We start from the raw sequence: 26,891 nt of genomic DNA, 5'->3' as shown, positions 1-26,891 counted from the left end.
GCACGTACTCCAGGGGGCGTACGTGCGTCGCCCCTCCAGGCCGATGACCGGCGGCGGAAGCTGGCCTACGGTCGCGAGTATGGGAGGCGACCGACACCGTGAGCACCGGCGTGCCCGGGCCCGCCGACGCGCGCAGGCCCGTGCTCGTGCGCGTGAGCGCTGGGAGGTCCGCTGGGAGACGCGGATGGACGACCGTCGGTCCCGCGAGTGGGGCGGCCCGCACGGCGGGTTCCCGCCCGGCCGTCCGGACTGGAACCCGGACCAGGACCAGGACCGGTGGGAGAACCGCGGTCCGTCCCCGGCCGCCCACGCCGTCGTCGGGATCCTGATCGCGACGCTGCTCGGCACGTTCCTGGTCTCCCGCACGCTCGACGGTTACCACCCGCTCGACGCGCGCGGATGGGTCCTGCTGATCGCCGCGCCGCTGCTGCTCGGCGCCAGGCGGAAGGCGCCGGTGCCGGTCGCGGTGCTGGTCAGCCTCGTGATCTCGGCGTACTACCTGCTGGGCTATCCGCCCGGCCCGGTGTTCTTCGCGCAGCTGGTGGCGCTGCACGCCGTGCTGCTCGCGACCCGGCGCTGGGTCGCCTGGACGATCGCCGGCGTCGGCTACGCCGCGTTCACGGTGGCCGAGCAGCTCGTCGGGGAAGGCCCGGGCGTACCGATCGGCGGGCTGATCGCGGCCGCGCTCTGGACCGCTCTGGTGCTGGTCGGCACCGAGGCAGGACGCGCCGGCCGGGAACGATCCCTGGAGTACCGGGCCCGCCGGATCGAGGCCGAGCGCAGCCGCCAGGAGGGCGAGCGGCGCCGGGTCTCCGACGAGCGTCTGCGGATCGCCCGCGAGGTGCACGACCTGCTCGGGCACCACCTCTCGCTGATCAGCGTCCAGTCCGGTGTCGCGCTGCACCTGATGGACGCGCGCACCGCCGAGCACGCCGTGGAGCCGGTCGAGATGACCGCCGCCGAGCACGCGGAGCTGCGCAGCGCGCTCGCCGCGATCAAACAGTCCAGCAAGGACGCTCTGGTCGAGCTGCGCGCGACGGTGAACGCGCTCCGGGGCGTTGACGAGAACGCCCCTCGGCAACCGACCCCGACGATCGGCCGGCTCGACGAGTTGCTGGCCGGGGCCACCGCCACCGGTCTGAAGGTCACCGCGGAGCAGGTCGGCGAACCGCGTCCGCTGCCGCCGCGGGTCGACCTGGCGGCGTTCCGCATCATCCAGGAAGCACTGACGAACGTGCGGCGGCACGCCGGACCGGTGCCCGCGGTGGTCACCCTGGAGTACGGCGCGGACCTGCTCGTCGTCCGCATCGACGACGACGGACCCCAGGACGAGGACGAGGCGTCGTCCGACGTCCGGATCGATTTCGAACAGCCACCGGAAGGTGGCGGAAACGGGATACCAGGCATGCGGGAGCGAGCCCAGTCGGTGGGTGGGACGCTGGAGGCCGGTCCGCGGCCGGACGGCGGGTTCCGGGTCTGCGCGAAGTTGCCACTGGACGGTGCCGCATGAGTGACGAGGACGGCCTGATCCGAGTCCTGCTCGCCGACGACCAGGCGCTGGTGCGGGCCGGCTTCCGGGCACTGCTGGACGCCCAGCCCGGCATCGCCGTGGTCGGCGAGGCCAAGGACGGCGCCGAGGCTGCCCGCCTGGCCGAGGCGCTGGCGCCGGACGTCGTGCTGATGGACATCCGGATGCCGGGGGTGGACGGGCTCGAGGCGACCAAGCGGATCACCGCCAGCGTTCGCCTGGCCGCGACGAAGGTCGTCATCCTCACGACGTTCGACCTGGACGAGTACGTCTTCGAAGCGATCCGGGTCGGGGCCAGCGGGTTCCTGGTGAAGGACACCGAGCCGGTCGAGCTGGTGCAGGCGGTGCGGGTCGTGGCGCGCGGCGACGCGCTGCTCTCTCCCGGGGTCACGCGCCGGTTGATCGCGGAGTTCGCCGGTCAGCTCCGGCGCCCGGCGCCCGCCGCCGACCTGGACGTGCTCACCGACCGGGAGCGCGAGGTCGTGGCGCTGGTCGCGGCCGGGCTGTCGAACGCGGAGATCGCCGAGCGGCTGGTGGTCTCGCCAGCCACCGCGAAGACTCACGTGAGCCGGGCGATGGCGAAGGTGAACGCGCGCGATCGGGCGCAGCTCGTCGTGTTGGCGTACGAAACAGGCCTGGTCCGGCCCCGCACGAACTGAGCGCCGTTCCCACTGGTGCCACCCGTGAACTCTTTTCGACCTCCGGCCTTCCTCAAGGCCTGGCGACCTCAGCGATCGCCGGTCGAAAAGAATTCATTCATACCGCTGTGGGGTCAGTTGTCTGTCGCGGATTGCGAGCACCGTCGGCATTGGGTCACGATGCCCCGGTCCTTCCGGCTTCGGCCCTGCTCAACCACCCGGAGGTGACGAGTCGCAACGGGGGCGCACCCGTGCGAAGGAGAGGGCTGTGGCCCACGTCCATCACTTCACCTATGGCTTGATCACGCTGGTGCTCTCGTACGCAGTCTCGGTCCTGGGCTGCCTCCTCGGCCTGATCTGCACGGCGCGGGCCAGGGAGACCCCGCGAGTCGCCTGGCGGGTGCGGTGGCTCGCGCTCGGTGCGGTCTCGATCGGGGGGACCGGCATCTGGCTGATGCACTTCCTGGCGATGCTCGGCTTCACCGTCTCCAACACGTTCGTCTTCTACGACCCGGCGCTGACCGCGCTGAGCGCGCTGATGGCGGTGGGGATCGTCGCGGTCGGGATCTTTGTCGTCGGTCTGGGCCGGCCGTCGATGCTCAAGGTGCTCGTCGGGGGCGTCGTCACCGGTCTGGGCGTCGCGGGCATGCACTTCACCGGGATGGCCGCGATGCGGGTGCTGGACGGCGCGGTGCAGTACGACCCGTTCCTCGTCGCGCTCTCGGTGGGGATCGCGGTGGTTGCCGCGACCGTCGCGCTCTGGTTCACGATCGTGATCAAGAGCCGCCCGGCGCTGGCGGCCGCGTCGCCGATCATGGCGATCGCGGTGACCGGCATGCACTACACCGGCATGTTCGCGGCCTCGGTGCGCGAGGTCGGTGGCCGGGGCCGGGTCGAGGGTGTGGACGTCACGACGCTGCTCGTCCCGAGCGCGGTGATCGTGGGCACGGTGCTGATCGCGCTGCTCTACGCGACGCTGTCCGCGCCGGCGGCCGAGGAACGCGCGGCGGAGGCCCTGATGGCGCGGCTGCTCCGGGAGTGCGACGAGCAGGAGCCGCCGCCGGCCGCGCGTCCCACCCGGGCGACGATGCGGACCCAGCTCCGGCACACGGTCGCGCTGCGTGACGACGCCCCCGCCGAACCGACGCCGGGCAGTGCGTTCGTTCCGCGCTGAGGGCGCGTGTTTGCGTTCGCTCGCGGAAACCGCGCGTCGCGGCGAAAAAGGGACAGCGGACGTGATCTACCGCACACTGCGCATCGTAATTGTTATTCAGGCATCTCAATGAGATTCCTGTGGGACTGTTCGCTTAAATCGACTATGTCTATCGCCATGGAGTAACCGGGTCGACACCCTCCGAGTTGGTCCGATTTGGGCCTTGAGAAACCCGTTGACGTGCGCGAACGTCGGGTTTTCGAGCCCATCTGGGAGGGGTCTCGATGGCGGAAGTCCATCACTTTGCTTACGGCTGGCTGACGCCCGCTCTTGCTTACGGTGTGTCAGTTCTCGGCTCGTTGCTGGGGTTGGTCTGCACCGCCCGGGGCCGGCAGGCACGCACAGCAGCGAAGCGGTTCGGATGGCTGACGCTGAGCGCCGTCTCGATCGGCGGCACCGGCATCTGGATGATGCACTTCCTGGCGATGCTCGGGTTCTCGGTCGAGGGCAGTGACGTTCGGTATTCGGTGGCGCAGACCGTTCTCAGCGCGCTGCTCGCGGTCGTCGTGGTCGGCATCGGCCTGCTCATCCTCGGCACCGGGCAGCTCCGGTGGTGGCGGGTGCTCGCCGGTGGTCTCTTCGCGGGCCTCGGCGTCGCCGGTATGCACTACACCGGCATGGCCGCGATGCGGCTGAACGGCACCGTGGGGTACGACTCGAAGCTGGTCGCGCTGTCGCTGGTGATCGCGGTCGTGGCGGCCAGCGCCGCACTCTGGTTCACGGTCGTCGCGCGCAACCTCTGGCTGATCACCGGAGCGGCGCTGATCATGGGTGTCGCCGTCAACGGCATGCACTACGTCGGTATGGCCGCCTCGCGGGTGACGCTCGACAACACCCACAGCGCGGCCGACGGCGTCGACGTCACCACCGCACTCCCGGTGATCGCCGGCCTGGCCGGGATCATCGTCGTCGTTCTGCTGTACTCGGCGCTCTCCACGCCGATCGACGAGGACGCCAGGACGCGCGAGAGCCGGCGGCAGTCGAGGCCCCAGCCGAGCGAGGGCGATTCGTTCTGGACGCCGCGCACGGCCGCGGGCGCCGGGACGGGCACCGGCACGGGCGTCCACTGGTCCGCCGAAGCGCCCGAGCGGCAGCCTCAGCCGCAGTGGGCCGGGCCAGGGAGCGGGCCGGAGTGGCCGGCGCAGCCGCCGGTCGACGGGGATCCCGGACCGTCCCGGTGGGCCGCGCTCCGGCAGCAGCCCGGCGCCGATCAGCAGGGTTCCTCCCCGTGGGCGGCGGACTCCTCCGACGGTGGGCGGAACGGCTCCAGCTCCTGGTGAGGGGGAGTAGCGCGGTAGCCCTACCGTCGGAACTCGGCGCCGGGGGTTCGTCCACACCGCCGGGCGGGTAGCTCCCCATTGTCACCGGCCGGTGACATCGCCGGCCGACGACCGGGTGAGGTGAGCGACCATGCCCCACGACGAGCACGAGTCCGGAACCGCTCGTACTGAACCGCTTCCCGAGCTGCCGCCGAAGGAGACTCCGGCGCGCCCCCTGCCGTCCGGGGTACCTGAGGCCGACCGCCGGATGGACCGCCGGTCCCGGATCTGGGGCCTGATCCTGCTGGCCGTGATCGTGCTGGTCGGCGTCGGTTCGTTCCGCGCCTGTTCCTGGTGGAACAGCGACGACCGGCCACTCGCCGAGAGCACCGTCGACCGCTCCGGGCCGGTGGTACTCAAATCGATCCAGGACCTCGCGCGCTTCCAGGCCGCCACCGGCACGTTCCAGGTGGTCGTCGACCTGGAGAAGGACACCAAGTACGTACCCTCGTCGATCCTCGGCCAGCGGACGCTGTTCGTCGGCGTCGGCACCGTCGACGCGTACGTCGACTTCTCCGGCGTCACCAGCGACGCGCTGACGATGTCCGACGATCGCCGCTCGGTCTCGCTGCGGCTGCCCGCTCCGGCACTGGAGAAGGTCAACCTGGACCAGGAGAAGAGTTACGTCTTCGCCCAGGAACGCGGTGTGATCGACCGGTTCAAGTCGCTGTTCGACGACGACCCGAACAAGCTGGGGGACGTCTACAAGGCGGCGGAGGCGAAGATCGCCGACGCGGCGAAGGAGACCGACCTGGCCCAGCGGGCGCAGGCCAACACGAAGGCGATGCTCGCCGGGCTGCTGAAGTCACTCGGGTTCACCACCGTCACGGTGACCTTCACCGGAACCTGATCAAATGAAGCGGTGACCGCGAACGACGGAACCCCCCGTTGGCAGCCCGGCCCTGTACTCGCAGGCGTCCTGGTCGTACTGGCCTCCGGAGCCGTGCTGGTGCTGGAGATCCTGAGCCTGCGGCTGATCGCGCCGTACGTCGGCATCACGTTGGAGACCAACACGGCCGTGATCGGGGTCGCGCTCGCCGCGATCGCGACCGGCGCCTGGATGGGCGGGGCGGTGGCCGACCGGCTGCCGCCCTCCGCTCTGCTCGGGCCGTTGCTGCTGGGCGGCGGCGCGCTGGTCTTCGCGGTGACGCCGCTCGTCCGGTTCGTCGGCGCGGCCGTGCAGGGCGGTGACGCGTCGGGCGTCCTGCTGGTCGCCGCGGCGGCGGTGTTCGCACCGGCGGCACTGCTGTCCGCGGTGCCGCCGGTCGTGGTGAAGGCCCGCCTCGCCAGCCTGGACGAGACCGGCACGATCGTCGGACGGCTCTCCGGCCTGGGCACGATCGGTTCGATCGTCGCGACGTTCGGCACCGGCTTCGTGCTGGTCGCGATGGTCCCGACGACGACGATCCTGACCAGCCTCGGCGTCGTCCTGGTCGGCACCGGCCTGGTCGTCGGGTGGCTCGGCCGCCGCAGCCGCGTCCGGCCTACCGCCACCGACGACGCTCCGGCGGGGCAGAAGACCGGTCGGCGCCGGGTGGCCGGGCTGCTGGTCCTGGCGCTCCTCGGGCTCGCCGCGACCGCCGCGGCACCCAACCCGTGCGAGCTGGAGACCGCGTACCACTGCGCCGGGGTCACCACCGACCCCGGCCGCTCCACCGGCCGGGTGCTGCAGCTGGACACGCTCCGCCACTCCTACGTCGACCTGGCCGACCCGACCCACCTGGAGTTCGAGTACCTGCGGGTGATCGCGGCCGCCACCGACGTCTTCCGCCCGGCCGGGACGCCGATCCGGGCGCTACATCTCGGCGGCGGCGGGCTCACGCTGCCCCGCTACCTCGACGCCGTCCGGCCGGGCAGCGAGAGCCTGGTCTACGAGATCGACGCCGGCGTCCTGAAGCTCGACCGGGAGCAGCTGGGGCTCCGGGAGGGCGACGGGATCCGGACCCGGGTCGAGGACGCCAGGGTCGGCCTCACCGAGCAGCCCGACCGGCGGTACGACCTGGTGGTCGGCGACGCGTTCGGCGGCGTCGCCGTGCCGTGGCACCTCACGACCAGTCAGGTCGCGGCCGACGTCGACCGAACCCTGACGCCGACCGGCCTGTACGCGGTCAACCTGATCGACCACGGCCCGCTCTCGTTCGTCAAGGCCGAGGTCGCCACCCTCGCCGATCGGTTCCGGCACGTGGCGTTGGTCGCACAACCCGGGGCGTTCACCGGCCGCGGAGGCAACCTCGTGGTGCTCGCCTCGCAGTCGCCGCTGCCGCTGGACGCGTTGGTATCGATGCTGGCCAAGCGGGCTCCGGCGGTGCAGATCGTCGCCGGGACCGACCTCACCGGCTTCATCCGCGACGCAGCCGTGTTGACCGACGATTTCGCGCCGGTCGACCAACTTGTCACGCCGTACCGTTCATGACGGTCTACCAGGGGTAAGCCGGGAGCATCCTCTCCGTCAGCCGAAGGAGTTTTAGTGGCCGACCGTACGAACACGAGGAAGCGGATCGTCGTCGTGGGTGCCGGCTTCGCCGGTCTGCACGCCGCACGCACCGCCGTTCGCCAGAGCCGGGGCCAGGCCGAGGTCGTGGTGGTCAACGCGACCGACTACTTCCTCTACCTGCCGTTGTTGCCCGAGGTGTCGGCCGGGATCCTCGAACCCCGCCGGATCACCGTGCCGCTGGTCAACACGCTCGGCGGTGCGCGTCTGGTCCTCGGCGAGGTGGACGCCGTCGACACGGTGGAACACCGCGTCTACTTCGAGAACCCGGAGGGCGAGCGCGGATCGATCCGGTACGACCGGCTGATCCTGGCTCCGGGCAGCGTGAACAAGCTGCTCCCGGTCCCGGGTGTCGCCGACCACGCGCACGGCTTCCGGAGCATCGCCGAGGCCCTCTACCTGCGTGACCACTGCATCCGGCAGCTCGAGCTGGCGAGCGTCACCAGCGACCCGTACGAGCGCGAAGCGCGCTGCACGTTCGTCGTGGTCGGCGCCGGATACACCGGGACCGAGGTGGCCGCGGCCTGCCAGCTGTTCACCGAGGCCGCCGCGAAGCGCCTGCCGAACCTGCGTGACCAGAAGATCCGCTGGCTGCTGCTCGACCTGGCGCCGGCCGTGCTGCCGGGGCTCGACGCGCGGCTGGGGCACGCCGCCGACCGGACGCTGCGGGAGCGCGGCGTCGAGGTGCGGATGAAGACGTCGGTGGCCGAGGCGACCCCGGACGGTGTGAAGTTGACGGACGGCGAGTTCGTGCCGACCCGCACGCTGGCCTGGTGCGTCGGCGTCCGGCCCGACCCGTTGATCGAGAGCCTGGGTCTGCCGACCCAGTCCGGGCGGCTGACCGTTGACGCGTTCCTGGCCGTTCCTGATCACCCGGACGTCTACGCGTGCGGCGACAGCGCGGCGGTGCCCGACCTGACCCGGCCCGGCGAGATCACGCCGATGACCGCGCAGCACGCCGAGCGGCAGGGCAAGCAGGCAGGCAAGAACGTCGCGGCGTCGCTCGGCTTCGGCGTCGCGGATCGGTACAAGCACCACGACCTGGGCTTTGTCGTCGACCTGAGCGGGGCCAAGGCGGCCGCGAACCCGCTCGGCATCCCGCTGTCCGGGTTCCCGGCGAAGGTGGTCACCCGGGGCTACCACCTGCTGGCGATGCCGGGGAACCACCCGCGCGTCGTCGCCGACTGGGTCCTCGACGCGACGTTCCGCAGGCAGGTCAGCCAGCTCGGTCTGGTCCGCGGGTCGGCGGTTCCGCTGGACACCTCGACCGGCGCGGAGCACTGAGACGTGTGAAGGCCTACCTCGGACCGAGCCGAGGTAGGCCTTCACAAAGGACTGCGGTCAGCGACGGCCGCGGCGCCAGCGCGCCGGGTACGCGGTGCCGTAACCGCACAGGTGCAGCGCGACGAAGAGAAGACCCAGCGCGACGAGCGTGTTCCAGTTGAACAGGTCGCTCACCGGAAGCTGGTCGATCAGGTCCAGGAACAGCAGGATCCCGAACGTGATCGCGGCCAGGATGGCAAACATGCAGGGCTCCTTGGGGGTTAGGAGTGAGGGATGTTCAGCCGGCCCTTCCCGCGGTCCTGAGCAGGGCAAAGATGGGAGGCTGAACATTTCTCATTGCTGCGCCCCCAGTTCCCCGTCCACTTCGAACGCAAACTCGGCTACCAGTTCTCGAGCGACGAGCGGAAGATTCCGGCCAGGTCCTCCGCGGTCACCTCGCGGGGCGCGACGTTCAGCAGCCGCTGCTGCTTGAGCGTTCCCTCGACCAGCGCGTCGACGTCGTCCGAACCGAAACCGACCGCAGCCACCCCGGACGGGATGCCGATATCGCGCATCAGCGCGACCAGAGCCTCGGGCAGCCGGTCGGCAGGCGCCGCGTCGGTCGGCGCACCACCGGACAGCAGCGACGCGGCGCGGACGTGCCGCTCCGGGTCGGTCGGGAACGTGAACCGGAACGCGGCGGGTGCGGTCAGCGAGACCGACTGGCCGTGCGGCACCATCGCTTCCTCGGCGTCGTAACCGGCCGGCCGGTAATCGCGCACCATGCCCGCGATCGGATACGCGCAGGCGTGCGGGATGTGCACCCCGGCGTTCCCGAACCCCATGCCGGCGAACGTGGCCGCGAGCATCATGTCCGAGCGTGCCCCCAGGTCGGTGCCGACCAGCACCGCGCGCCGGAAGCTCCGGGCGATCAGGGCCAGCGACTTCTCCGCCCAGGTGTCGGAGACCGGGTTCGAGCCGTTGTAGGCCACCCGGGCCTCGGCGGCGTGCCTCAGGAAGCTCGTGTAGGGCCGCGCGGTGTACGACTCCAGCGCGTGGCAGACGATGTCCATTCCGGACGCCGCGGTCACCGCCGCGGGCAGCGAGAGCGTCACCAGCGGGTCGACGACGGCCAGCGCCGGCCGCAGCGACGGGTGGCTGATCCCGCTCTTCACCTTCAGCCCGAGGATGTCCAGGACGCAGACCGGCGTGCTCTCCGACCCGGTCCCGGCCGTCGTGGGCACTGCGATCAGCGGCTTGGTCGGCTTCCGGGGCGCCTGCCCGCCTCCCACCGGCTTGTTGACGTAGTCCATCAGGTCGCCACCGGACGTGCTGAGCAGGTTGACGGCCTTCGCGGTGTCGATCACCGATCCGCCGCCCACCGCGACGAACCCGTCGAAGTCCTCGGCCCCGGCGAGCTCGGTGGCCGCGGCCACCGCGGCACGCAGGCTGTCGTCGGTCGGTTCGCAGTGCACCTGGTCGTAGAGCGCGTGGTCGACGCCTGCGGCCTTCAGTGCCTCGCCGACCCGGGCGGCCAGGCCGGTGGCGGCGATCCGCGGGTCGGTGAGAACCAGGACACGGCGGACGCCCAGGCGCGAGACGTCGAAACCGATCTCGTCGACCGCGCCGGGACCGTACTTCATCGGCGGTGCACCCCAGGTGAACACGGACTCGGTCAGCAGGTCGGTCATCGGGCCTCCTCGAGCAGATCTGCGGCGGCGAACAGCGGTGCGCTTTTCTCTGCCAGCGGTGCCAGCGCGCTGCGGAGCACCGGGGGAATCTCCAGTGTCCGCCTGGTCTCGCTGTCGACATAGACGTGCACGAAGCGTCCGACGGCCACGGCCTCCTCGTCGCCCTCGCGGAACACCGCCAGCCGGTAGACGACGCTGGACCTGCCGAGACGGGCGACGCCGAGGCCGACCTCGAGGCGGTCGGGGAAGCCGATCGGGCGGTAGTAGCGGCAGGACGTCTCCACGACGAGACCGATCGCGGGCAGCTCACGGATGTCGGAGCCGGCGGCGTCGAGCAGCCAGCCGTTCACCGCCGTGTCGAAGTACGCGTAGTACACGACGTTGTTCACGTGGCCGTAGTGGTCGTTGTCGTGCCACCGGGTCGGCACGTCCCGGAGTACCGGAAACGCGGTCCGGCTCGGAAGGTTCGGCATGGGGCCATCGTGCCTCGGCGAAACCTCGCGGGATCGGAGATATCGGCGAATGTGGCGTGTTCTAGCTGTCGAGGTGAGTGGTCCTGGGGAGAACTTTGTGTCTGCGGTGACAACTGAGGCGGCATTCTGTTGAACCGCTCGGGTCGGGGTTACCTATCAAGCCGATAGGAATTGTTTTTCTGAACTGTGTCTGTAAGACTGACGTCATGAGCGACGCCTGGAACCTGACCGGTCGCCTGCACGTCGACCTTGGACGCGCGTCCAGCGCCCGGTGTCGGGCTTACTGATCGCGGCTTCCAGTCGGTCGACGGCGTAGTCGGACCGCTGCTCCCGCACCGCCTGCAGTTCGGTTTCCGTCCTTTTGCGTGGACGCCCGGTATCGGCGCGTCCTCCGCCCTCCGTCAGGAGCAGCCGATGACCGTTCAGCCCGTCACCCAGAACGCCCGACCGCGCATCGCACCGCAGCGTCCCTCTCCCAACCGCGCCGGAACTCCGCGCCCTGCCGCCAGCGTCGCGCCGGGACGTGCCCGGCCGCGGGGTTCCGCGTCCCCGTCCGCGGCGACGATCCTCGTCGAGGTCGCGGTGGCCGGCCCCGACGCGCTGGAGGCTGCCACGCGGCTGGCCGGCGAGATCCGCGACCTGGTCGATTCGGCCGGTGCGGAGGCGCCGGGCATCGACGTCTCCGCCGCCGTCGGATTACAGATCGGCGCGGGCAGCAACCCGTCCCGGGCCGGTCGGCCGGCGTTGAGCTCGGTCGGCACGCTCCCGTCGCAGAACGGTCGTGTCAGCTGGACGCCGGGCACCCGGCCCGGCTCCGACCAGGCCAAGGTGTCGTCGCCGGTGCCGCTGCCCGCGTTCGTCGCGCCCGCACCGTGGTCGGCCGAGCCGCGACCGGCTGAGCCCCGGGTGACCGAGACTTCCGGCGCCGTGGCGGTGGCGGCCGTCGACGCCGCTCCGCGTCCGGCGACGTCCCCGGACGCGACCGCCGCCGAGCAGCCGGCGGCGTCCACCGCCCCGTTGCAGATCTATCCCGCACGTCGGGTCGCGCTGCTGGACGGGCAGCAGCTGCTGCTCACCCGGCGGGAGTTCGACCTGCTCCTGTTCCTCTCCGAGCACGCGGGGCGGGTCTTCGACCGGCCGCAGTTGCTCCGGCTGGTCTGGGGGCACCAGGTGATCTGCGGTGAGCGGACGGTCGACGTCCACATCCGGCGGCTGCGCGCGAAGGTCGAGCAAACCGGTCCGGTGATCTCCACGGTCCGAGGCGTCGGCTACCGGCTCGACGCGGCGGAGCGGGTCGCGGTCCTCCACGAGCGCGCCTGAACCGAGTTCCGGCAGACGTTGGCCCCGACAGACGTTGGCCCCGACAGACGTTGGCCCCGGCAGACGCCGGGGCCGGCAGGTACAGGCCACCTGCCGACCCCGGCGTCGTCGTTACGGCTTCTCAGCGGTAGTCGTCCTCGTCGATCGGGACGGCGCGGGACTGCTCGATCGCGTCCGCGACCGGCACCTCGAGGCCCTGCACCGGCGGCGGCGTCGCCGTGTCGTCGTCCTCGTCGACGAGCGTGCGGGCCTGCTCGGCGACGTCGGTCTGATCGGCCTCGGTATCGAGCGACGGCGGAAAGCTGCGCGGCGTCATGGCGTCTCCTCTGCGGGATCAGTCGGGGGTCAGCGGCTCGCGGACGCCGTCGGACGGGACCGGCGCCTGTTGACCTTGCTGACCTGGACGGGTGTGAACGCGATCGTCGGCATCTCGCTCGGTGCGGGCATCGGCGGTGGTGCCGGGTCGACGCGCGGGGTCGACCGCATGTGCACGGCCAGGCCGGCCACGCCGGTCAGCGCCACGGTGAGCGTCGCCAGCACCGCGAAGCCGGCCAGTGCGGTGAGGTCGGCGAAGACCCCACCGCCGGCGATCAGGTGCTGGTAGGCCCAGTAGCCCTCGAGTGCGGTGGCGGCGGTACCGGCGGCGGCCACCACCGACCAGTGCAGCGGCTCGCGCTCGGACTGCTCCCGGTCCAGCGTCCGGATCGTGCGCAGCGTCAGCGTGATGTCGTCGGGCGCCGCGGTCCGTGTCCGCTGGCCGCGGTTGAGCAGGAACAGCGCGGTCGGACGCTGGTCGTGACGGTGGGCGAGCGCGCGCCGGGTGAGCCGGTGGACGGTGTACCCCAGCGACGCGCCGACCAGCGCGAGGAGCACGGGGTGGACACCGCTCACGACCGCGAGGCCGGCTGCGGCAGTCGTCCACAGCACCGCACCGGTCACTGCGAGCACGGCGTGTTGTTTGTTTCCTGCGGTCACCGTGGTGGCGACAGCGACCGCCAGGACGACCATGGTGACGAAGAGAACCATCCAGGCTCCTCCTTCCTAGCTGAGGGGTGAACGTCCTTGTGGGCTGACACAGATGTGCCCAGCTCAGGACAGACTGAACCCGAATCCATCCGATTCGGGTCGGAAGAGTCCTGTCCATCCTAGGCGGTCCTTCACACGTTCGTGTCAGACCAATCGCTGCGTCACGAATTAGACGGGGTGCGTGATCGCCGTATCCTGTGACACTGCGCGTAGTACTGAACGAGGAGGGGCGGGATGGCAAAGCGCGAGCGTCGGCTCGCTCTTCCCGCCTACGCCAGGGCAGCCTGGCAGCGGGTCGCGGCCGGGCGGCCGGGCGGTCGGCACCGGAGCGCCGGGCATCCCTCGGCGTCGGAGGCGGTGACGTCCCCGCCGGCCGTCGAGATGGCGGCCGAGCACGAGCGGCCCGACCCGCGACGGGCGGCGTCCGTGGACGACCTCGGCGACCCGACGTTCGGCCGGGACGACGCCGAACGACACCGGTCGCCGGGAGACCGGCGCCGGAGCGACCGGATGCCGCGGTGGCTCCCGCGCGCGTTCCTGCTCGCCATGCTGACCGTCTCCGCGTTCTTCCTCGCCTGGTGGCTGCTCGGGCGGCTGCGTGACCTGATCGGACTGTTGCTGCTGGCGCAGTTCCTCGCGTTCGCGCTGGAACCGGCCGTGAACTGGCTGGCTCGCCGCGGTTGGCGCCGGGGCGCGGCGACCGGCGTGACGATGCTCGTCGTGCTGGCGTCGCTGATCGGCTTCATGGTCGCGGTCGGCTCGCTGCTGGTTTCGCAGGTGACGACGCTCTCCGCCCGGTTCCCGCAGTATCTCGAGCTGACCATCGAGTGGGTCAACAGCACGTTCGACACGAACATCTCGATCCAGCAGATCCAGAACCAGGTCACCGCGAACGACGGGCCGCTGCGGCGCTGGGCGGAGGGGGTCGCGAGCAACGCGGTCGACCTGAGCACCAGCGTCTTCGGCGTCATCTTCCAGACGCTGACCGTCATCCTGTTCGGCTACTACCTCTGCGCGGACGCGCCCCGGGTGCGCCGGTCACTGTGCTCGGTGCTGCCGCCTGCCCGCCAGCGTGACGTCATGCGGGCCTGGGAGATCGCGGTCGACAAGACCGGTGGGTACCTCTACTCGCGACTTCTGCTGGCGCTGGTGTCGTCGCTGGCGCACTACATCGTGCTGACCCTGCTCGGCGTCCCGTACGCGGTGGCGCTGGCGCTCTGGGTCGGTTTGGTCTCGCAGCTGATCCCGACCGTGGGCACCTACCTCGCGGCGGCGATGCCGTTGATCGTCGCGCTGGTGTCCCACCCGGTGGACGCGTTGTTCCTGCTCGTGTTCGTGGTGATCTACCAGCAGGTGGAGAACTACCTGCTGCAGCCGAAGATCACCGCGCGGACGCTCGACCTGCATCCGGCGGTCGCGTTCGGGGCCGTGCTGGCGGGCGCGGCCGTCCTCGGGCCGATCGGTGCGATCCTGGCGATCCCGTTCACCGCGATCAGCCAGACGTTCGTCGGGTCCTACATCCGGCGATACGAGGTCGAGGAGCACCCGATCCACGAGCCGGTGGCGAAGGGTCCGATCGAGTCCCCACCGCCGATGCCGCCGCGGCACGGTGACGACGCTCCGCACCATGCGGACGGCTCGCTGGCCGCACCGGCGTCACCCGAGGAGACGCCGGTGGAGGAGCTCACCCCCGAGGCCGCTCCGGCTCCGGTCTCCCCGCCGCGCCCGGCGGGCACCTCGTCCGCGACCACCTGACCTTCGCGGGGCCGCGAGATGTGCGGGTAGTGGCATAAGATCGCACTAGATGTGCCGATTCGTGCTGCTTTGGGAGGGTGTCCGATGCCGGGGGCACCTCGGGACGAACCCTATGTCTTTCGGCGCGACCGGGACGTGACCGTCGGTCCGCGCACCCAGCGGCGGCAGGCCCGTCGTGCACGTCGTCGTGCTGCGGCAGTGGCCGGCGGCGTCGCTGCCGCCCTCATCGGCGGCGTCCCGCTGGCCTCGAACCTGCTCCGCGCCGACGCGGAGAGCGCCGGACTCGGGGGCGGTATCGTTTCGAGTGAACAGCGCTCGGCGCGTACGTCGCCGACGCCGAGGACGGCACCGGCACAGGGGGAAGCGCTGTATCCGCAGGAACGAACCGCCGTCGCAGTACCGTTCGGCAGCCTTCGGCGAGCCTCCTACCGCGGTGCGGTGATCCGACCGTCCGGACCCCAGGAGAGCCTCAACAACGCGGTCGCCGCCTACTACCGGCAGTGGCAGGCCGCGTTCGTGCGGCAGCGCCCGTGCGGGCAGAACTGGGCCGCGGTGGTGTCCCCGGACGCGGACCTGCCGTACGTCGGTGAGGCGCAGGGGTGGGGGCTGGTGATCACCGCCTTGATGGCGGGCGCCGACCCGAACGCCCAGCAGCAGTTCGACGCGATCCTCCGGTACGTCCTGGCGCACCCGTCGTCGATCGACCCCGACCTGCACGCCGCCGAGCAGAACGACCGGTGCGAGAGCGTCAACGGTGGCGACTCGGCCGCCGACGCCGACCTGGACATCGCGTACGGCCTGCTGCTCGCGCACGAGCAGTGGGGTGGCTCCACCTATCTGGACCAGGCCCGACGCCGGATCGAGGCGATCAAGCGGAGCGTCGTTGATCCCCGGTCGCACCTGGTCCGGGCCGGCGACTGGGCGCGTGACGGCGACGACGACGTCAGCCGGATCTCCCGCTCCTCGGACTGGATGCTCGGCCACTTCCGGGCGTTCCGCGCGGTGACCGGCGACCCGTTCTGGGATCGTGTCCTCGAGGCCCACCTGGGCCTGATCACGCGCTTGCAGGCCGACTACTCGCACGGCACCGGTTTGCTGCCCGACTTCGTGGAGCACATCGACCGGACTCCCCGGCCCGCTCACGGCGAGGTGCTGGAGAGCGAGAACGACGGCAAGTACTGGTGGAACGCCTGCCGTGTGCCCTGGCGCATCGGGACCGACGCGGTGCTCTCGGGTGACCCGCGCTCGATGGCAGCGGCTGCCGCACTGAACACGTTCGCGCGGCACACCAGCGGCGACGACCCGTCCCGGATCCGCGCGGGGTACTCACTCAAGGGCAAGCCGCTCACCGACGATCTCGAGCCGGCGTTCGTCGTGCCGTTCGCGGTGCCCGCCATGCTCGACCGCAACGGACAGCACTGGATCGACGCCCAGTGGCGCTACCTGACCTCGACGCCGGTGCGGCGTGACGCGTACTACCCGGCGACGATCAGCCTGCAGGTCATGCTGGTGCTGACCGGCAACTGGTGGACGCCCGGCGTGTCCTAGGCGCTCTCCGGGCGTCGTCGGATCACCGCGACCGGGCTCTTCGCGTGGTGCAGCACCGCCGCGGCCACCGAGCCCAGCAGCATGCCGCGGAAACCCCCGACACCCCGGGATCCCACCACGACGAGGTCGGCGTCCGCCGAGGCCTCGATCAGCGCCTCGGCCGGATGCGCCTGAACGACCCGGCCCTCGACGTGCGCGTCCGGTGCCAGCGCCTGCACGCGCGCCACCGCGGCGTCGATCGCGGTCCGGACCCGTGGCGCGATCGGGTCTCGGGTCGCGTGCAGGACGACGAGGTCGGCGCCGCGCTGGTCGGCCTCCGCGCCGGCCAGGCGGAGTGCGGTGGCGGCATCGTCGGAGGCGTCGACCCCGACGACGACCCGCCCGGTGCGCTTCGCCAGCGGCCGGGCCACCACGACCGGGCCGGAGGCGTACTGCGCCAGCTGTAGCGCCACCGAACCGAGCAGCAGGCCGGCGAACCCGGTCTCGCCGCGTGCGCCGACGACCAGGTACGCCGCGTCCTGCCCCTCGGCGAGCAACGCGCTGGCCGCGCTGCCGGTCACCAGCGCGGTCTCCACGTCGACGGTCGGTGCCGCCGCACACGCGACGTCCTTGGCCTCGGCCAGGATCCCGTTCTCACTGCCCCGCGCGGACACCGCGTGCACCAGGCGCAACCGATGCCCGCCGAGCACTGCCTCCGGAGCCGCCCACGCGATCGCGTGCCGGCTCTCCGGGGAGCCGTCGACCCCGACGACGATCGGCCGTGCTTCGGTCATGCCCCTATTGTCCGAGAGCGCCCGTCAGCTCCCGGGAGCGGGCTGGAACGTGTTGGCGAACGTCTGGAAATACTTCTGCGCCTCGCCCCACTTGCTCTGCGGCGCCTCGAACCAGAAGCCGTACGCCTGCGTCCGTGACGTCACGAAACCCCGATTCAGGACGTGGATCTGCCCCTGGCCGCGGTCGAGGTAGAACTGCCAGTCGGCAGCCGTCGAGTAGTTCCGGTACTGGACCGAATCGATGCTGATCCGCTGGTAGCCGGGCAGGCCGCCGCGCCGCTCGGACTCCTGCGCCTCCCAGTCGGCCTTGGCGTCCTGCTTCGGGGTGTCCGACTCCTGGATCAACAGGAAGATGCCGTTGTTCCCGTTGATCCGGATGCCGTCGCCGCTCTGGGTGGCGGTCCAGCCGTTCGGGACGCCGATCTTGAAGCCGGTCGGGCTCGTGTACTCGCGCCACCCGGCCGGGATCGCGGTGACCTGCGTCGTGGCGCTCGGCGACGACGCGGCCGCGCTCGGGCTGCTGCTCCCGGCGGTGGAGCCGGGCGACGGTGACGCGGCGGACGGCGCCGCCGACGAGGGAGCAGGCGTCGCGCCGTCCTGGTCGTCCGAGCGGTTGCTCAGCGCGAACGCGAGACCGGCAACCACGAGCAGGACGACGATCACGGCTGCCACCACGCCGATCGTCCGCCCCCGGCCGGGAGCGGCGGTGCCTGCGGCGGCGGGTGCTGCCGGGACGTCGTCCACCAGCGGGATCGACGCGCGGCGTGGCGCCTTCACCGCGGGTTCGGAGCCGAAGCCGACCACGGCGGGGGAGTCCGGCCGGACGTCCTCCGCAGCAGCGGGCGGGCTGATCGACGACGCCTCCTCGAGAGGCGTCCGCTGCGCCGGTGTCGCGGCCGCGGCGGACGGGCTGGTGGGCGCGGCCGCCTCCGCCGCCACCGAAGCCGCCCCGGCCGCAGCCGGGCTCACCGGCTCAGCCGCCGGGCTGACCGGTTCAGCCGCTGGGCTCACCGGTTTGGCCGTCGGGCTGACCGGTTTGGCCGCCGGGCTCACCGGCGCGGCGGAGTCGGTCGCAGGCAGCACCGCGGTGGCGCTCATGCTCCGCCGGCGCGGACGCTCGGGCGCAGGCGGCAGGGCCGCGAGCGAGATCTGCCGGAGCGCGAGCCGTGCGTCCTCCACCGAGGGACGCTTCTCCGGCTCGCGCAGGAGCAGCGCGGTGAGCACCGGCTCGAGCGGCCCGGCCAGCCGGAACGGGTCCGGGTCCTCCATCGCGGCGGCGGTCAGGATCGGCACGATGCCGTCGCGGTCGTAGGGAGGGCGCCCCTCGACCGCGGTGTAGAGCGTCGCGCCGACCGCCCAGAGGTCGCTGGCCGGCCCGGCGGGCAACCCGCGGGCCCGCTCCGGCGCGATGTACGACGGCGAGCCGAGGATCAGGCCGGACCGGGTCATCGCGGGGTCGCCCTGCACGCTCGCGATACCGAAGTCGGCGAGCACCACCCGGCCGTTGTCGGCGACCAGCACGTTGCTGGGCTTCACGTCCCGGTGGAAGATGCCGGACGCGTGTGCCACACCCAGGGCGTTGAGCAGCTGGACGCCGATCGAAGCGACGCGCTCCGGAGGCAGCGGTCCTTCGTCGCGGACGATCTGGTTCAATCCGCGCGCTTTGACCAGTTCCATGACGATCCACGGCCGACCCTCGACCTCGACGACGTCGAAGACCGTCACAACGTTCGGGTGGCTCAGCCGCGCTGCGGCGCGCGCTTCCCGCTTCGTGCGTTCCAGCAGGTCGTTGCGGGTTTCGTCATCGACACCGGGGGGCAGCAGCACTTCCTTGACCGCGACATCACGATCCAGCAGTTCGTCATGGGCACGCCATACCGTGCCCATGCCACCGCGTCCAAGCTGGTCGACCAGGCGGTACCGGCCCGCCAAGACCGTCTGCTGCGTGTCGGCCATCGCTCTGAGGTACCCCCGAGTCCGTCACCGAAACGATACCGATTCTCCACTGTGTCCGTTGAACGGGGGATAGGTCGGCGTCAGAGGCGGACCGACCGCCCTGGTCAGCATGCTTCAGCAGGTCAAGGGCGTAGTGACGGGGCACACAGCGCAAAGCCAGTTTGCCGGGTTTAAGCCAACGCCGAGTTTCGGCTGCCTGAATGTCTGACCGGCCGAGGTCGCAAAACGGAAACAGACCTGGAGTCGGGCTGGCCTCAGCGGTACGAAGTCCCTGTTCTCGCTCTGTGCGAGAACCCCTCGGGCGGTTCAGGGGAACCGCCTGTGTGAAGGAGGACCTGTGCGTAACCCTCTCGCCCGCCGGCTCAGCCGGGTCGCGGCGCTGACCACCGCGGCGGCGCTCGCGTTGGCGATCACGGCCTGCTCGCCGCCGGAAGACGACAAGTCCAGCGACACCGACACCGCGAAGGCGGCTGAGGCCACCAGCGCGAAGGACTTCGGCAGCTTGGAAGACCTGGTCGCGGCCGCGAAGAAGGAGGGCGAGCTCAACGTCATCGCGCTCCCGCCGGACTGGGCCAACTACGGCAACATCATCAAGGCCTTCGAGGAGAAGTACGACCTCAAGGTCAACTCCGCCCAGCCGGACGCGTCCAGCGCCGACGAGATCACCGCGGCGAAGTCGCTCAAGGGCCAGGACCGGGCGCCGGACGTCTTCGACCTCGGGCCGGCCGTCGCCACCGCGAACACCGACCTGTTCGCGCCGTACCAGGTGCAGACGTTCGCCGACATCCCGGCCGAGCTCAAGGACCCGAAGGGTCTCTGGGTCAACGACTACGGCGGCTACATGAGCATCGGCTACGACTCGAGCAAGGTCCCCGCGCCGACCAGCGTCGCCGACCTGCTCAAGCCGGAGTACAAGGGCAAGGTCGCGCTGAACGGTGACCCGACGCAGGCCGGTGCCGCGTTCAGCGGTGTCGTGATGGCCTCGCTCGGCAACGGCGGGTCCGCGGACGACATCGCGCCCGGCGTCGAGTTCTTCAAGAAGCTCAAGGCCGCGGGCAACTTCCTGCCGGTCGACCCGACCCCCGCCACGATCGAGTCGGGCCAGACGCCGGTCGTCATCGACTGGGACTACCTGAACGTCGGCCAGGGCGAGAAACTCAAGGGCAAGGTCGACTGGAAGACCGTCGTCCCGGCGAACGCCGTCGTCGGCAGCTACTACGTCCAGGCGATCAACAAGGACGCCCCGCACCCGGCCGCCGCACGGCTCTGGCAGGAGTTCCTGTACTCCGACGAGGGCCAGAACCTCTGGCTCGCCGGTGGTGCCCGTCCGGTGCGCGCCGACGCGATGGAGAAGGCCGGCACGATCGACAAGGACGCGTTCGCCAAGCTGCCCGCCGTGAGCGGCACCCCGGTCTTCCAGACCGAGGCGCAGACCACGAAGGCCAAGGAGTACCTGGCCGCGAACTGGGCGAAGGCCGTTGCCTGAGTCAGCTCCTCCTGTCGAGGCGCTTGCCACGCCCGCCCCGCTCCCCACCGAGGGGAGCGGGGCCGGCGGGCGAAAGCGCCTGAACCCGCGGTCGCTGCTGAACCTGCTCGGCGTCGTGCCGTTCGGCGCCTACGTGGTCATCTTCCTGATCATCCCCACGCTCGTCGTGGTGATCGGGGCGTTCGGCGCCAGCCCGGAGGACGGCGGTGGCGCGACGCTGGCGAACATCAAGGCGCTCGGTGAACGTCAGGTCCTCGACGCGTTCGTCTTCAGCATCTCGCTGTCGGCGGCGTCCGCGCTGATCGGCGCCGTGCTCGGTGCGTTGCTCGCCTACGCGGTGGCCACGGCGAAGCCGGACGGGATGCTGCGCCGGGTCGTCACGTCTGCCTGCGCGGTGCTCGCGCAATTCGGCGGTGTCACGCTGGCGTTCGCGTTCTACGCGACGATCGGCCTGACCGGCTTCGTCACCGTGTATCTCGCCGACCACTACGACGTGAACATCTTCGCCGGCGGCGTCTGGCTGTTCGAGCTGCCGGGCCTGACGCTCGTCTACACGTACTTCCAGATCCCGCTGATGGTGATCGTGTTCCTCCCCGCGCTGGACGGCATCCGCCCGCAGTGGCGGGAGGCCGCGGAGAGCCTCGGTGGTTCGACCTGGCAGTACTGGCGTTTGGTCGGCGGCCCCCTGCTGGCACCGGCGTTCCTCGGCTCGACCCTGCTGCTGTTCGCGAACGCGTTCTCCGCGTACGCGACCGCGGCCGCGCTGGTCAGCCAGGGCAGCCCGATCGTGCCGCTGCAGATCCGCAACGCGCTCACCAGCGAGGTGCTGCTCGGCCAGGAGAACGTCGGTAAGGCGCTGGCGCTCGGCATGGTGATCGTGGTGGCGGTCGTCATGTGGCTCTACGCGCTACTGCAGCGCCGCACCTCGCGGTGGCTCGGATGAACGCCACCCGCCGCCGCAAGCTGACCGCGTTCCGCTGGACCGTGCTGATCGTCCTCGGGGTGTTCTTCCTGCTCCCGCTCTACGCGATGCTGGAGTTCACCACCCGGGCGACGAACGGTCGCACCGCCGAGGTCTGGACGACGCTGCTCGATTGGCGTCAGATCCAGGAGGACTACCCCGACCTCTCGGCCGGCATCGTGTACTCGCTGGAACAGGCGGCGCTCACCGCGGTGCTCATGCTGGTCCTGCTGGTCCCGACGATGGTCTGGGTTCGCCTGCGGCTGCCGTGGCTGCGCAGGCCGCTGGAGTTCCTCTGCCTGCTCCCGCTGACGATCCCGGCGATCGTCCTGGTCGTCGGCCTGGCGCCGGTGTACGCGTGGGTGACGTACTTCGTCGGTGGCTCGTCGCTGACGCTCACGTTCGCGTACGTGATCCTGGTGCTCCCGTTCGCCTACCGCGCGCTGGACGCCGGGCTCTCGGCCATCGACGTGAAGACGCTGTCGGAGGCCGCCCGAAGCCTCGGCGCCGGCTGGGGCACCGTGCTCTGGCGGGTCGTGCTGCCGAACATCCGGTCCGCGGTGCTGTCCGCCGCGTTCCTCGCGGTCGCGCTGGTGCTCGGCGAGTTCACGATCGCCTCCCTGCTCAACCGCGAGAACCTGCAGGTCGCGATCAACCTGCTGGGCAAGAGCAGCGCCACGATCTCGGTCGCGGTGTCGCTGGTCTCGCTCGTCCTCGCGTTCGTCCTGTTGTTCGCGCTTTCGTTCGTCGGTCGCCGACGTCGTTCTTCTCGGGAGGCATCGTGACGGCCGTCGCTGATTTGAGGCAGGACAGCGTCGAAGTGGCCCTGTCCGGGCTCCGGCGGACGTTCGGGAACGTGCACGCGCTCGACGGGCTGAACCTCACGCTGTCGCCGGGCGAGTTGGTCGCGCTGCTCGGGCCGTCCGGCTGCGGCAAGACCACCGCGCTGCGGGTGCTGGCCGGCCTGGAGGACGCCGACGAGGGCACCGTGACCGTCGGCGGAAAGGACCTGACCCGGGTTCCGGCCAACCGGCGGGGCATGGGCATGGTCTTCCAGGCATACAGCCTGTTCCCGCACCTCACCGCCGTGGAGAACGTCGAGTTCGGGCTGCGGCTGCGCAAGACCGGCGCCGCCGAACGCCGGAAGCGAGCCTCCGAGGCGCTGGAACTGGTGGGGCTGTCCGCGCAGGCGGGCCGGTACCCGCACGAGCTCTCCGGCGGTCAGCAGCAGCGTGTCGCGTTGGCGCGAGCGCTGGCGATCCGGCCCGCCGTGCTGCTGCTGGACGAGCCGCTCTCCGCGCTGGACGCGAAGGTCCGCGTGCAGCTCCGGGACGAGATCCGGCGGATCCAGCTGGAAGTGGGCACCACGACGCTGTTCGTGACCCACGACCAGGAGGAGGCGCTCGCGGTCGCCGACCGGGTCGGCGTCATGCGCGCGGGCAACCTGGAGCAGATCGGTCCCCCGGAGGAGGTCTACGCCCGGCCGACGACCGCGTTCGTCGCCGAGTTCGTCGGGTTGAGCAACCGCCTGCCCGGCGAGGTCAGGGACGGTGGGACGGTTGAGGTCCTCGGTCAGGTACTGCCTCTTGCTGATTCGGACGTCGCCCCGCGCGGCACCGCAGTCACCACGTACGTGCGTCCGGAAGCAGTAGAGGTCACGCCGGATCAGGAAGGGCAGGCCCGGGTCGTCGCCGCCGCGTTCCTGGGCTCCAGCAGCCGCGTCACGGTCACGATGCCCGGCGGCGAGTCGATCCTCGCCCAGGTGTCCAGTTCCGCGGTGTCGGACCTGGCGCCCGGCACCGCCGTCCGGGTGACGTTCGCCCGGACGCCGGTGGCGGCCACGCCCGCGAGCTGACGCAGTGGTGCGTTCCTCAGCTCACTCCAGGCGGGGTGAGCTGAGGACGCCGTCCTCCACCGCGCGGTCGCGCAGCTCGAGCTTCGTCCGGGCCGCGCGTCCGGCCTGCTCGTACTTGTCGCGTACCCGGTCGAGGTAGCTCTTCGCGGTGCCCTGCTTGACGTTGAGCCGCCGCGCGACGCTCGACATCGTCAGGCCGGACGCGTAGAGGCGCAGCGCCTCCCGCTCCTGGCCGGACAACTCCGGCACCCCGTAGGACCGTGCCCGCTGGATCAGCGCGGCGTGGCTCTGCGAGACGTGCCGTTCACCCCTGGCCGCGGCAGCCAACGCCTGTCGCATGTCGTCGGCGTCCCGCGATTTGCGTACGTAGCTCAGCGCACCGGCCCGGCCGGCTTCGTGCACCAGACCTGCGTCGTCGATCGTGCTGCAGGTGACGACCGTGTAGCCGGCCTGGATCAGCGCGCGGACGTTGTCCGCGACCCGTCTACCGTCCCGGAGCCGCAGGTCCAGCAGCGCGACCCGGGAGAGTCTCTGCGGCGGGAGACCGGCCCTGGTCGGGTCGACCGGGTGGGTGATGCCGTTGTTCCGGCGGATCGGTGCCCCGCCGTTCACCGCCGCGCTGCCGACGACCGGGGCCGAGGCGGGCGCGAGGAGCTCGGTCACCGACTTCGCGGTCTCGACCACCCGCACCTCGAGTCCGTCCGTCGGCCCCTCCGCGCCCGGATTGCCCTGGCACAGCCAGGTGTGGATTCCGTGCAGCAGGATCTCGTCGTCGTCGATCACCACGACGCGGATCACGTCTTCGTCTACGTGTCCCATGTCACCTCCAGCCAAGCGGTGCGTGTCATGTCGGGTTCGATGTCCACCCGGACCCGTCGGTCCGGCACTAGTTGATTTCCGACTCCGACCGCCACCGACTCCAACTGCGGAGCCGGCGTACCGGTCGGGAAGCAGAACGTGATCGCGATCTCCTCCGGCGTACCCCGGACGGTGAGCGTGGCCTCGCCGGGCAGGGCTTCGGCCAGCATCCGGTCGGCCAGCTGGGTGAACGTCCGCTGCCAGCCCGGCGACACGACGTCGAGCCCTTCGCCGAGGTGGACGATCGGGACGATGTCGCGCTGCCGTGCGCTGCGGGTGATCGCGGCGACGGCGTCCAGCGTGGCGATCGGAGTCGTCAGGTCGTCGTGGTCGACCAGTGCTCTGACCTCGGCCGCCGCGAGTTCGCAGCGCCGCCGCACGATCGGCGAGTCCGGGTCCGCGCTGCCGCTGGCCAGTGCCCGGAGCAGCGGGAACAGATCCCGATTGAGCGCCGCGTCCCGCTGGGCGCGATCGGTGGTCACCGCGTGCCGCGCCTCGCGGTCGGCGTCCAAATGGTGTTGTTCGGCGAGTGCGCTCGCCGCGGCGGTCGCGTGCCGCCGCAGTTCGAAGACGATCACCAGCGCACCGACCTGCGGGATCCCGGCACCGAACACCACGCCGAGCGCCACCGCCAGCGCGGTGGTCGAGCCGTCCCACGCGATCGCGACCGCGATCAGCGTCGTGAGCGCGACCGCCAGCCAGGCGAGGTCGAACAGCCCCGGACGCCGGACCGCGAACACCGCGAGGATCCAGCCCAGCACGCCGATCGGCCAGTTGGCCGGGGTGAGCAGGCCGGTCGGGGTGCAGTCCAGCAGGACGACGAGCGCGGCGGCGACCGATAGTGCGGAGATCCACCAGGCGTGCCGGTCGATCCAGTCCGAGGGATGGCCGCGCTTGCCCGCGAACGTCACCAGGTAGACCTGGATGAACGTGACGACGAAGAGCACGGACCAGCCGCCGACCGCGACCCAGCCGGAGCGGTAGTCCGACCAGCTGGTGATCAGCAGCCCGAGGCTCAGCGCCTGCCAGAAGTGGCCGATCCAGGCCAGGGCGAGCAGACCGTAGCGGGTGTAGCGGTCGGCGAGAATGCGCTCCTCATCGACGACGGCTGGGCTCGGCGCGGCGGGACCGGTCTCCGCCGGTTCCGGGGCAGGCGCCTCGGGGACGCTGTGGATCAGGCCGGCGCGGGCGGCCTGCTGTGCCTCGGCGGCCGACCACCGGAGCGTCACCACGGTTCCGCGCCCGATCGCTGACTGCACGGCGGCCGAGCCGCCGACCGCGGACATCCGGCCGGTCAACGACTTGGACAGCCCCAGGCCGTCGCTGCGGGCCGTCGCCGGGTCGAAGCCGCGACCGCGGTCGTGGACCGTCAGCTCGAGCCAGCCGTCCTCGCCCCGGGCGGCCACTCCGACCTCGGTGGTGCCCGCGTGCTTCTCGACGTTCGACAGCGCCTCCCGGCTCGCCGCCGCGAACGCCGCGGCCACCGCCGCCGGCAACGGATCGTCGGGAGCGCCGTTGGCCACGTAGACCCGCAGCCCGCGGTAGGCGGCCTGCCGCTGGACGACGTCCACCAGCTGCTTTCCGGTCCGGACCGGATCGTCGGACTCCGGATCACCGGCGAGCGACTCCAGGTCGTCGGTGCACCGGGCCCGGACGACGTCCGCCCGGCCCTCCAGTCCACCGCGCGCGATCGCGGTGAGCGTCGTCAGCACGGTGTCGTGCAGCAGCAGACGACGCACGCCGCGGTCGTGCAGCCGGGCGCGCCCGACTTCGTCCTCCCGGCGGGCGACGTTCCGCTCCGAGATCGTGCGGCCGGCGTTGCCCGCTCCGAGCCGCACCAGCCGGACCAGGACCAGTCCGATCGCCGCCAGCGCCAGCAGCACGCCGGCCGCCTGCGCGGTGCCTGCGATCGACTGGGCCAGCCCGAACGGCTCCGTGCTGTCGGTTTGTCGGCCCGCCAAGCGCGAGCCGATCAGGTAAGCGCCGACCTCGGCCAGCGCGACCAGCCAGACCAGCGACGCCCGCAGCCGCCAGGACGCGAGCAGGATCGACACCCCGGCCCAGCCGACGACCCAGCTACCGGCCGCACCGGCGACCTCGGTGGGCAGCAGCCGGACCGCGGCCACGAGCAGCGCGGCGGAGACCGCGACGTCGCCGAGCACCAGCCAGTGGGGCAGCTGGCCCCGCCAGCACACCGCGGCGGCGCTCACCCCCCACAGCAGGGCTCCGATCACCAGGACGTCACGCCAGTAGGAGGGAGCGGCCACCGGTCCGCTGCCGTACGCGACCACCGGCGCGACGACACACCACGCCAGCCGCAGTACCGCACCGGAACGGGCCGCCACCGGGCCCAGGCCGACTTTTCCGGCTAAGAGGGTGGAGGGTGGCTGGGTGTCGGCGGTGCGGCCGGTGCCGGTGTCTTCGTCGTCGTCGGGGAAATCGGGCGGGACGTGCTCTGGTCTACCGCGTAAGGCAGAGACCAATGTCAGCGGCATCCGGTCTATCCTTCGCTGTCGTCAGTCGCCGTATTCGCTGGGTTTTAGGGCTAACACGCCGCAGTGAAACCCGAAAACCCTTCAGGTATCAGGTCCCCGCCTGGTGGCGGCCTCATGCGCACGGCTAGCTCATCCGGGGAAAACAGACACTGTGGATTCCCCGGAACCGGATTCCGCAATGACGTGGGTGCGAGTATGCCCCCAAATCGGTGGCAGCGGGGGGCAGGCCAAACGTGCCCGGG

23 protein-coding genes are annotated in these 26,891 nt (G+C 71.1%); 14 read left to right on the top strand and 9 right to left on the bottom strand.

Going from position 1 to position 26,891, the window contains the following annotated elements:
- Window positions 1-184: 184 nt before the first annotated feature.
- The 7 genes from BUB75_RS08385 (at window position 185) to BUB75_RS08355 (ending at window position 8,473) form a co-directional block, all read left to right on the top strand.
- A complete protein-coding gene (locus BUB75_RS08385) occupies window positions 185-1,510 on the top strand; it encodes a sensor histidine kinase (RefSeq protein ID WP_073253835.1) in 1,326 nt (441 codons plus the stop codon).
- A gap of 14 nt (window positions 1,511-1,524) precedes the next feature.
- A complete protein-coding gene (locus tag BUB75_RS08380) occupies window positions 1,525-2,187 on the top strand; it encodes a response regulator (protein WP_073255144.1) in 663 nt (220 codons plus the stop codon).
- A gap of 247 nt (window positions 2,188-2,434) precedes the next feature.
- A complete protein-coding gene (locus BUB75_RS08375; RefSeq protein ID WP_073253831.1) occupies window positions 2,435-3,340 on the top strand; it encodes an MHYT domain-containing protein in 906 nt (301 codons plus the stop codon).
- 320 nt (window positions 3,341-3,660) lie between these two features.
- Window positions 3,661-4,659 (top strand): MHYT domain-containing protein, encoded by a 999-nt coding sequence (locus BUB75_RS08370; protein WP_218617378.1) that lies wholly within the window; start codon window positions 3,661-3,663, stop codon window positions 4,657-4,659.
- A gap of 130 nt (window positions 4,660-4,789) precedes the next feature.
- Window positions 4,790-5,548: a DUF4230 domain-containing protein gene (locus BUB75_RS08365; protein WP_084740515.1), complete on the top strand. Its 759-nt coding sequence runs from the start codon at window positions 4,790-4,792 to the stop codon at window positions 5,546-5,548.
- Between the two features lie 12 nt (window positions 5,549-5,560).
- Window positions 5,561-7,111 (top strand): fused MFS/spermidine synthase, encoded by a 1,551-nt coding sequence (locus BUB75_RS08360; protein ID WP_073253824.1) that lies wholly within the window; start codon window positions 5,561-5,563, stop codon window positions 7,109-7,111.
- A 54-nt stretch (window positions 7,112-7,165) separates the two neighbouring features.
- Complete coding sequence (locus BUB75_RS08355) at window positions 7,166-8,473, top strand: NAD(P)/FAD-dependent oxidoreductase (RefSeq protein ID WP_073253821.1); 1,308 nt, start codon at window positions 7,166-7,168, stop codon at window positions 8,471-8,473.
- Window positions 8,474-8,530: 57 nt separating this feature from the next.
- Here BUB75_RS08355 and BUB75_RS08350 read toward each other — a convergent pair whose 3' ends face one another.
- The 3 genes from BUB75_RS08350 to BUB75_RS08340 form a co-directional block, all read right to left on the bottom strand.
- The gene (locus BUB75_RS08350; RefSeq protein WP_073253818.1) at window positions 8,531-8,716 is read right to left on the bottom strand and encodes a hypothetical protein; all 186 of its coding nucleotides are present in this window, start codon (window positions 8,714-8,716) and stop codon (window positions 8,531-8,533) included.
- 137 nt (window positions 8,717-8,853) lie between these two features.
- Complete coding sequence (locus BUB75_RS08345) at window positions 8,854-10,143, bottom strand: hydroxyacid-oxoacid transhydrogenase (RefSeq protein ID WP_073253815.1); 1,290 nt, start codon at window positions 10,141-10,143, stop codon at window positions 8,854-8,856.
- Window positions 10,140-10,616 carry an acyl-CoA thioesterase gene (locus tag BUB75_RS08340; protein ID WP_073253811.1) on the bottom strand — a complete coding sequence of 159 codons (477 nt, stop codon included), beginning with the start codon at window positions 10,614-10,616 and terminating at the stop codon, window positions 10,140-10,142. The genes BUB75_RS08345 and BUB75_RS08340 overlap by 4 nt, the downstream gene beginning before the upstream one ends.
- A gap of 414 nt (window positions 10,617-11,030) precedes the next feature.
- Between BUB75_RS08340 and BUB75_RS48780 the strand changes: the two genes are divergently transcribed.
- A complete protein-coding gene (locus BUB75_RS48780; RefSeq protein ID WP_073253808.1) occupies window positions 11,031-11,936 on the top strand; it encodes a winged helix family transcriptional regulator in 906 nt (301 codons plus the stop codon).
- Between the two features lie 121 nt (window positions 11,937-12,057).
- Here the strand turns inward: BUB75_RS48780 and BUB75_RS08330 are convergent, their stop codons facing one another.
- Both BUB75_RS08330 and BUB75_RS08325 read right to left on the bottom strand, forming a co-directional pair.
- Entirely contained in the window at window positions 12,058-12,252 is a 195-nt protein-coding gene (locus tag BUB75_RS08330; protein WP_073253803.1) for a hypothetical protein, read from the bottom strand.
- A gap of 29 nt (window positions 12,253-12,281) precedes the next feature.
- Window positions 12,282-12,962: a hypothetical protein gene (locus BUB75_RS08325; protein WP_073253800.1), complete on the bottom strand. Its 681-nt coding sequence runs from the start codon at window positions 12,960-12,962 to the stop codon at window positions 12,282-12,284.
- A 234-nt stretch (window positions 12,963-13,196) separates the two neighbouring features.
- Between BUB75_RS08325 and BUB75_RS08320 the strand changes: the two genes are divergently transcribed.
- Both BUB75_RS08320 and BUB75_RS08315 read left to right on the top strand, forming a co-directional pair.
- The gene (locus BUB75_RS08320; protein ID WP_143175083.1) at window positions 13,197-14,717 is read left to right on the top strand and encodes an AI-2E family transporter; all 1,521 of its coding nucleotides are present in this window, start codon (window positions 13,197-13,199) and stop codon (window positions 14,715-14,717) included.
- Between the two features lie 135 nt (window positions 14,718-14,852).
- Window positions 14,853-16,265, top strand: a complete 1,413-nt coding sequence (locus BUB75_RS08315) for a family 8 glycosyl hydrolase (RefSeq protein ID WP_218617377.1) — start codon at window positions 14,853-14,855, stop codon at window positions 16,263-16,265.
- Here BUB75_RS08315 and BUB75_RS08310 read toward each other — a convergent pair.
- Window positions 16,262-17,038 (bottom strand): universal stress protein, encoded by a 777-nt coding sequence (locus tag BUB75_RS08310; protein ID WP_073253793.1) that lies wholly within the window; start codon window positions 17,036-17,038, stop codon window positions 16,262-16,264. The genes BUB75_RS08315 and BUB75_RS08310 overlap by 4 nt on opposite strands.
- A 24-nt stretch (window positions 17,039-17,062) precedes the next feature.
- Window positions 17,063-18,994 carry a serine/threonine-protein kinase gene (locus BUB75_RS08305; protein ID WP_073253790.1) on the bottom strand — a complete coding sequence of 644 codons (1,932 nt, stop codon included), beginning with the start codon at window positions 18,992-18,994 and terminating at the stop codon, window positions 17,063-17,065.
- Window positions 18,995-19,331: 337 nt separating this feature from the next.
- On the opposite strand from BUB75_RS08305, the gene BUB75_RS08300 reads away from it, so the two are divergent.
- From BUB75_RS08300 to BUB75_RS08285, 4 genes are all read left to right on the top strand, one after another.
- On the top strand, window positions 19,332-20,480 hold the full coding sequence (locus tag BUB75_RS08300) for an ABC transporter substrate-binding protein (RefSeq protein ID WP_073253787.1): 1,149 nt from the start codon (window positions 19,332-19,334) through the stop codon (window positions 20,478-20,480).
- A gap of 79 nt (window positions 20,481-20,559) precedes the next feature.
- On the top strand, window positions 20,560-21,423 hold the full coding sequence (locus tag BUB75_RS08295) for an ABC transporter permease subunit (RefSeq protein ID WP_073255137.1): 864 nt from the start codon (window positions 20,560-20,562) through the stop codon (window positions 21,421-21,423).
- A complete protein-coding gene (locus BUB75_RS08290; RefSeq protein ID WP_073253784.1) occupies window positions 21,420-22,226 on the top strand; it encodes an ABC transporter permease in 807 nt (268 codons plus the stop codon). The genes BUB75_RS08295 and BUB75_RS08290 overlap by 4 nt, the downstream gene beginning before the upstream one ends.
- Window positions 22,223-23,296, top strand: a complete 1,074-nt coding sequence (locus BUB75_RS08285) for an ABC transporter ATP-binding protein (RefSeq protein WP_073253781.1) — start codon at window positions 22,223-22,225, stop codon at window positions 23,294-23,296. Before BUB75_RS08290 ends, BUB75_RS08285 begins: the two co-directional genes overlap by 4 nt.
- Window positions 23,297-23,317: 21 nt before the next feature.
- Here the strand turns inward: BUB75_RS08285 and BUB75_RS08280 are convergent, their stop codons facing one another.
- On the bottom strand, window positions 23,318-24,115 hold the full coding sequence (locus BUB75_RS08280; protein ID WP_073253778.1) for a LuxR C-terminal-related transcriptional regulator: 798 nt from the start codon (window positions 24,113-24,115) through the stop codon (window positions 23,318-23,320).
- On the bottom strand, window positions 24,103-26,649 hold the full coding sequence (locus BUB75_RS08275) for an ATP-binding protein (RefSeq protein WP_143175082.1): 2,547 nt from the start codon (window positions 26,647-26,649) through the stop codon (window positions 24,103-24,105). Before BUB75_RS08275 ends, BUB75_RS08280 begins: the two co-directional genes overlap by 13 nt.
- Between the last annotated feature and the right edge of the window lie 242 nt (window positions 26,650-26,891).

Origin of the sequence: Cryptosporangium aurantiacum (assembly GCF_900143005.1) — a bacterium.
Taxonomy (GTDB): domain Bacteria; phylum Actinomycetota; class Actinomycetes; order Mycobacteriales; family Cryptosporangiaceae; genus Cryptosporangium; species Cryptosporangium aurantiacum.
Note: the sequence above shows the minus strand (reverse complement) of the source record. Positions and strands in the feature narration are given on the sequence as shown.

Coding starts and splice junctions, on each gene's coding strand:
- BUB75_RS08305 (WP_073253790.1), bottom strand. CDS start 18,994: ATGGCCGACACGCAGCAGACGGTCTTGGCGGGCCGGTACCGCCTGGTC.
- BUB75_RS08290 (WP_073253784.1), top strand. CDS start 21,420: ATGAACGCCACCCGCCGCCGCAAGCTGACCGCGTTCCGCTGGACCGTG.
- BUB75_RS08385 (WP_073253835.1), top strand. CDS start 185: ATGGACGACCGTCGGTCCCGCGAGTGGGGCGGCCCGCACGGCGGGTTC.
- BUB75_RS08330 (WP_073253803.1), bottom strand. CDS start 12,252: ATGACGCCGCGCAGCTTTCCGCCGTCGCTCGATACCGAGGCCGATCAG.
- BUB75_RS08365 (WP_084740515.1), top strand. CDS start 4,790: ATGCCCCACGACGAGCACGAGTCCGGAACCGCTCGTACTGAACCGCTT.
- BUB75_RS48780 (WP_073253808.1), top strand. CDS start 11,031: ATGACCGTTCAGCCCGTCACCCAGAACGCCCGACCGCGCATCGCACCG.
- BUB75_RS08345 (WP_073253815.1), bottom strand. CDS start 10,143: ATGACCGACCTGCTGACCGAGTCCGTGTTCACCTGGGGTGCACCGCCG.
- BUB75_RS08275 (WP_143175082.1), bottom strand. CDS start 26,649: ATGCCGCTGACATTGGTCTCTGCCTTACGCGGTAGACCAGAGCACGTC.
- BUB75_RS08310 (WP_073253793.1), bottom strand. CDS start 17,038: ATGACCGAAGCACGGCCGATCGTCGTCGGGGTCGACGGCTCCCCGGAG.
- BUB75_RS08350 (WP_073253818.1), bottom strand. CDS start 8,716: ATGTTTGCCATCCTGGCCGCGATCACGTTCGGGATCCTGCTGTTCCTG.
- BUB75_RS08340 (WP_073253811.1), bottom strand. CDS start 10,616: ATGCCGAACCTTCCGAGCCGGACCGCGTTTCCGGTACTCCGGGACGTG.
- BUB75_RS08280 (WP_073253778.1), bottom strand. CDS start 24,115: ATGGGACACGTAGACGAAGACGTGATCCGCGTCGTGGTGATCGACGAC.
- BUB75_RS08325 (WP_073253800.1), bottom strand. CDS start 12,962: ATGGTTCTCTTCGTCACCATGGTCGTCCTGGCGGTCGCTGTCGCCACC.
- BUB75_RS08320 (WP_143175083.1), top strand. CDS start 13,197: ATGGCAAAGCGCGAGCGTCGGCTCGCTCTTCCCGCCTACGCCAGGGCA.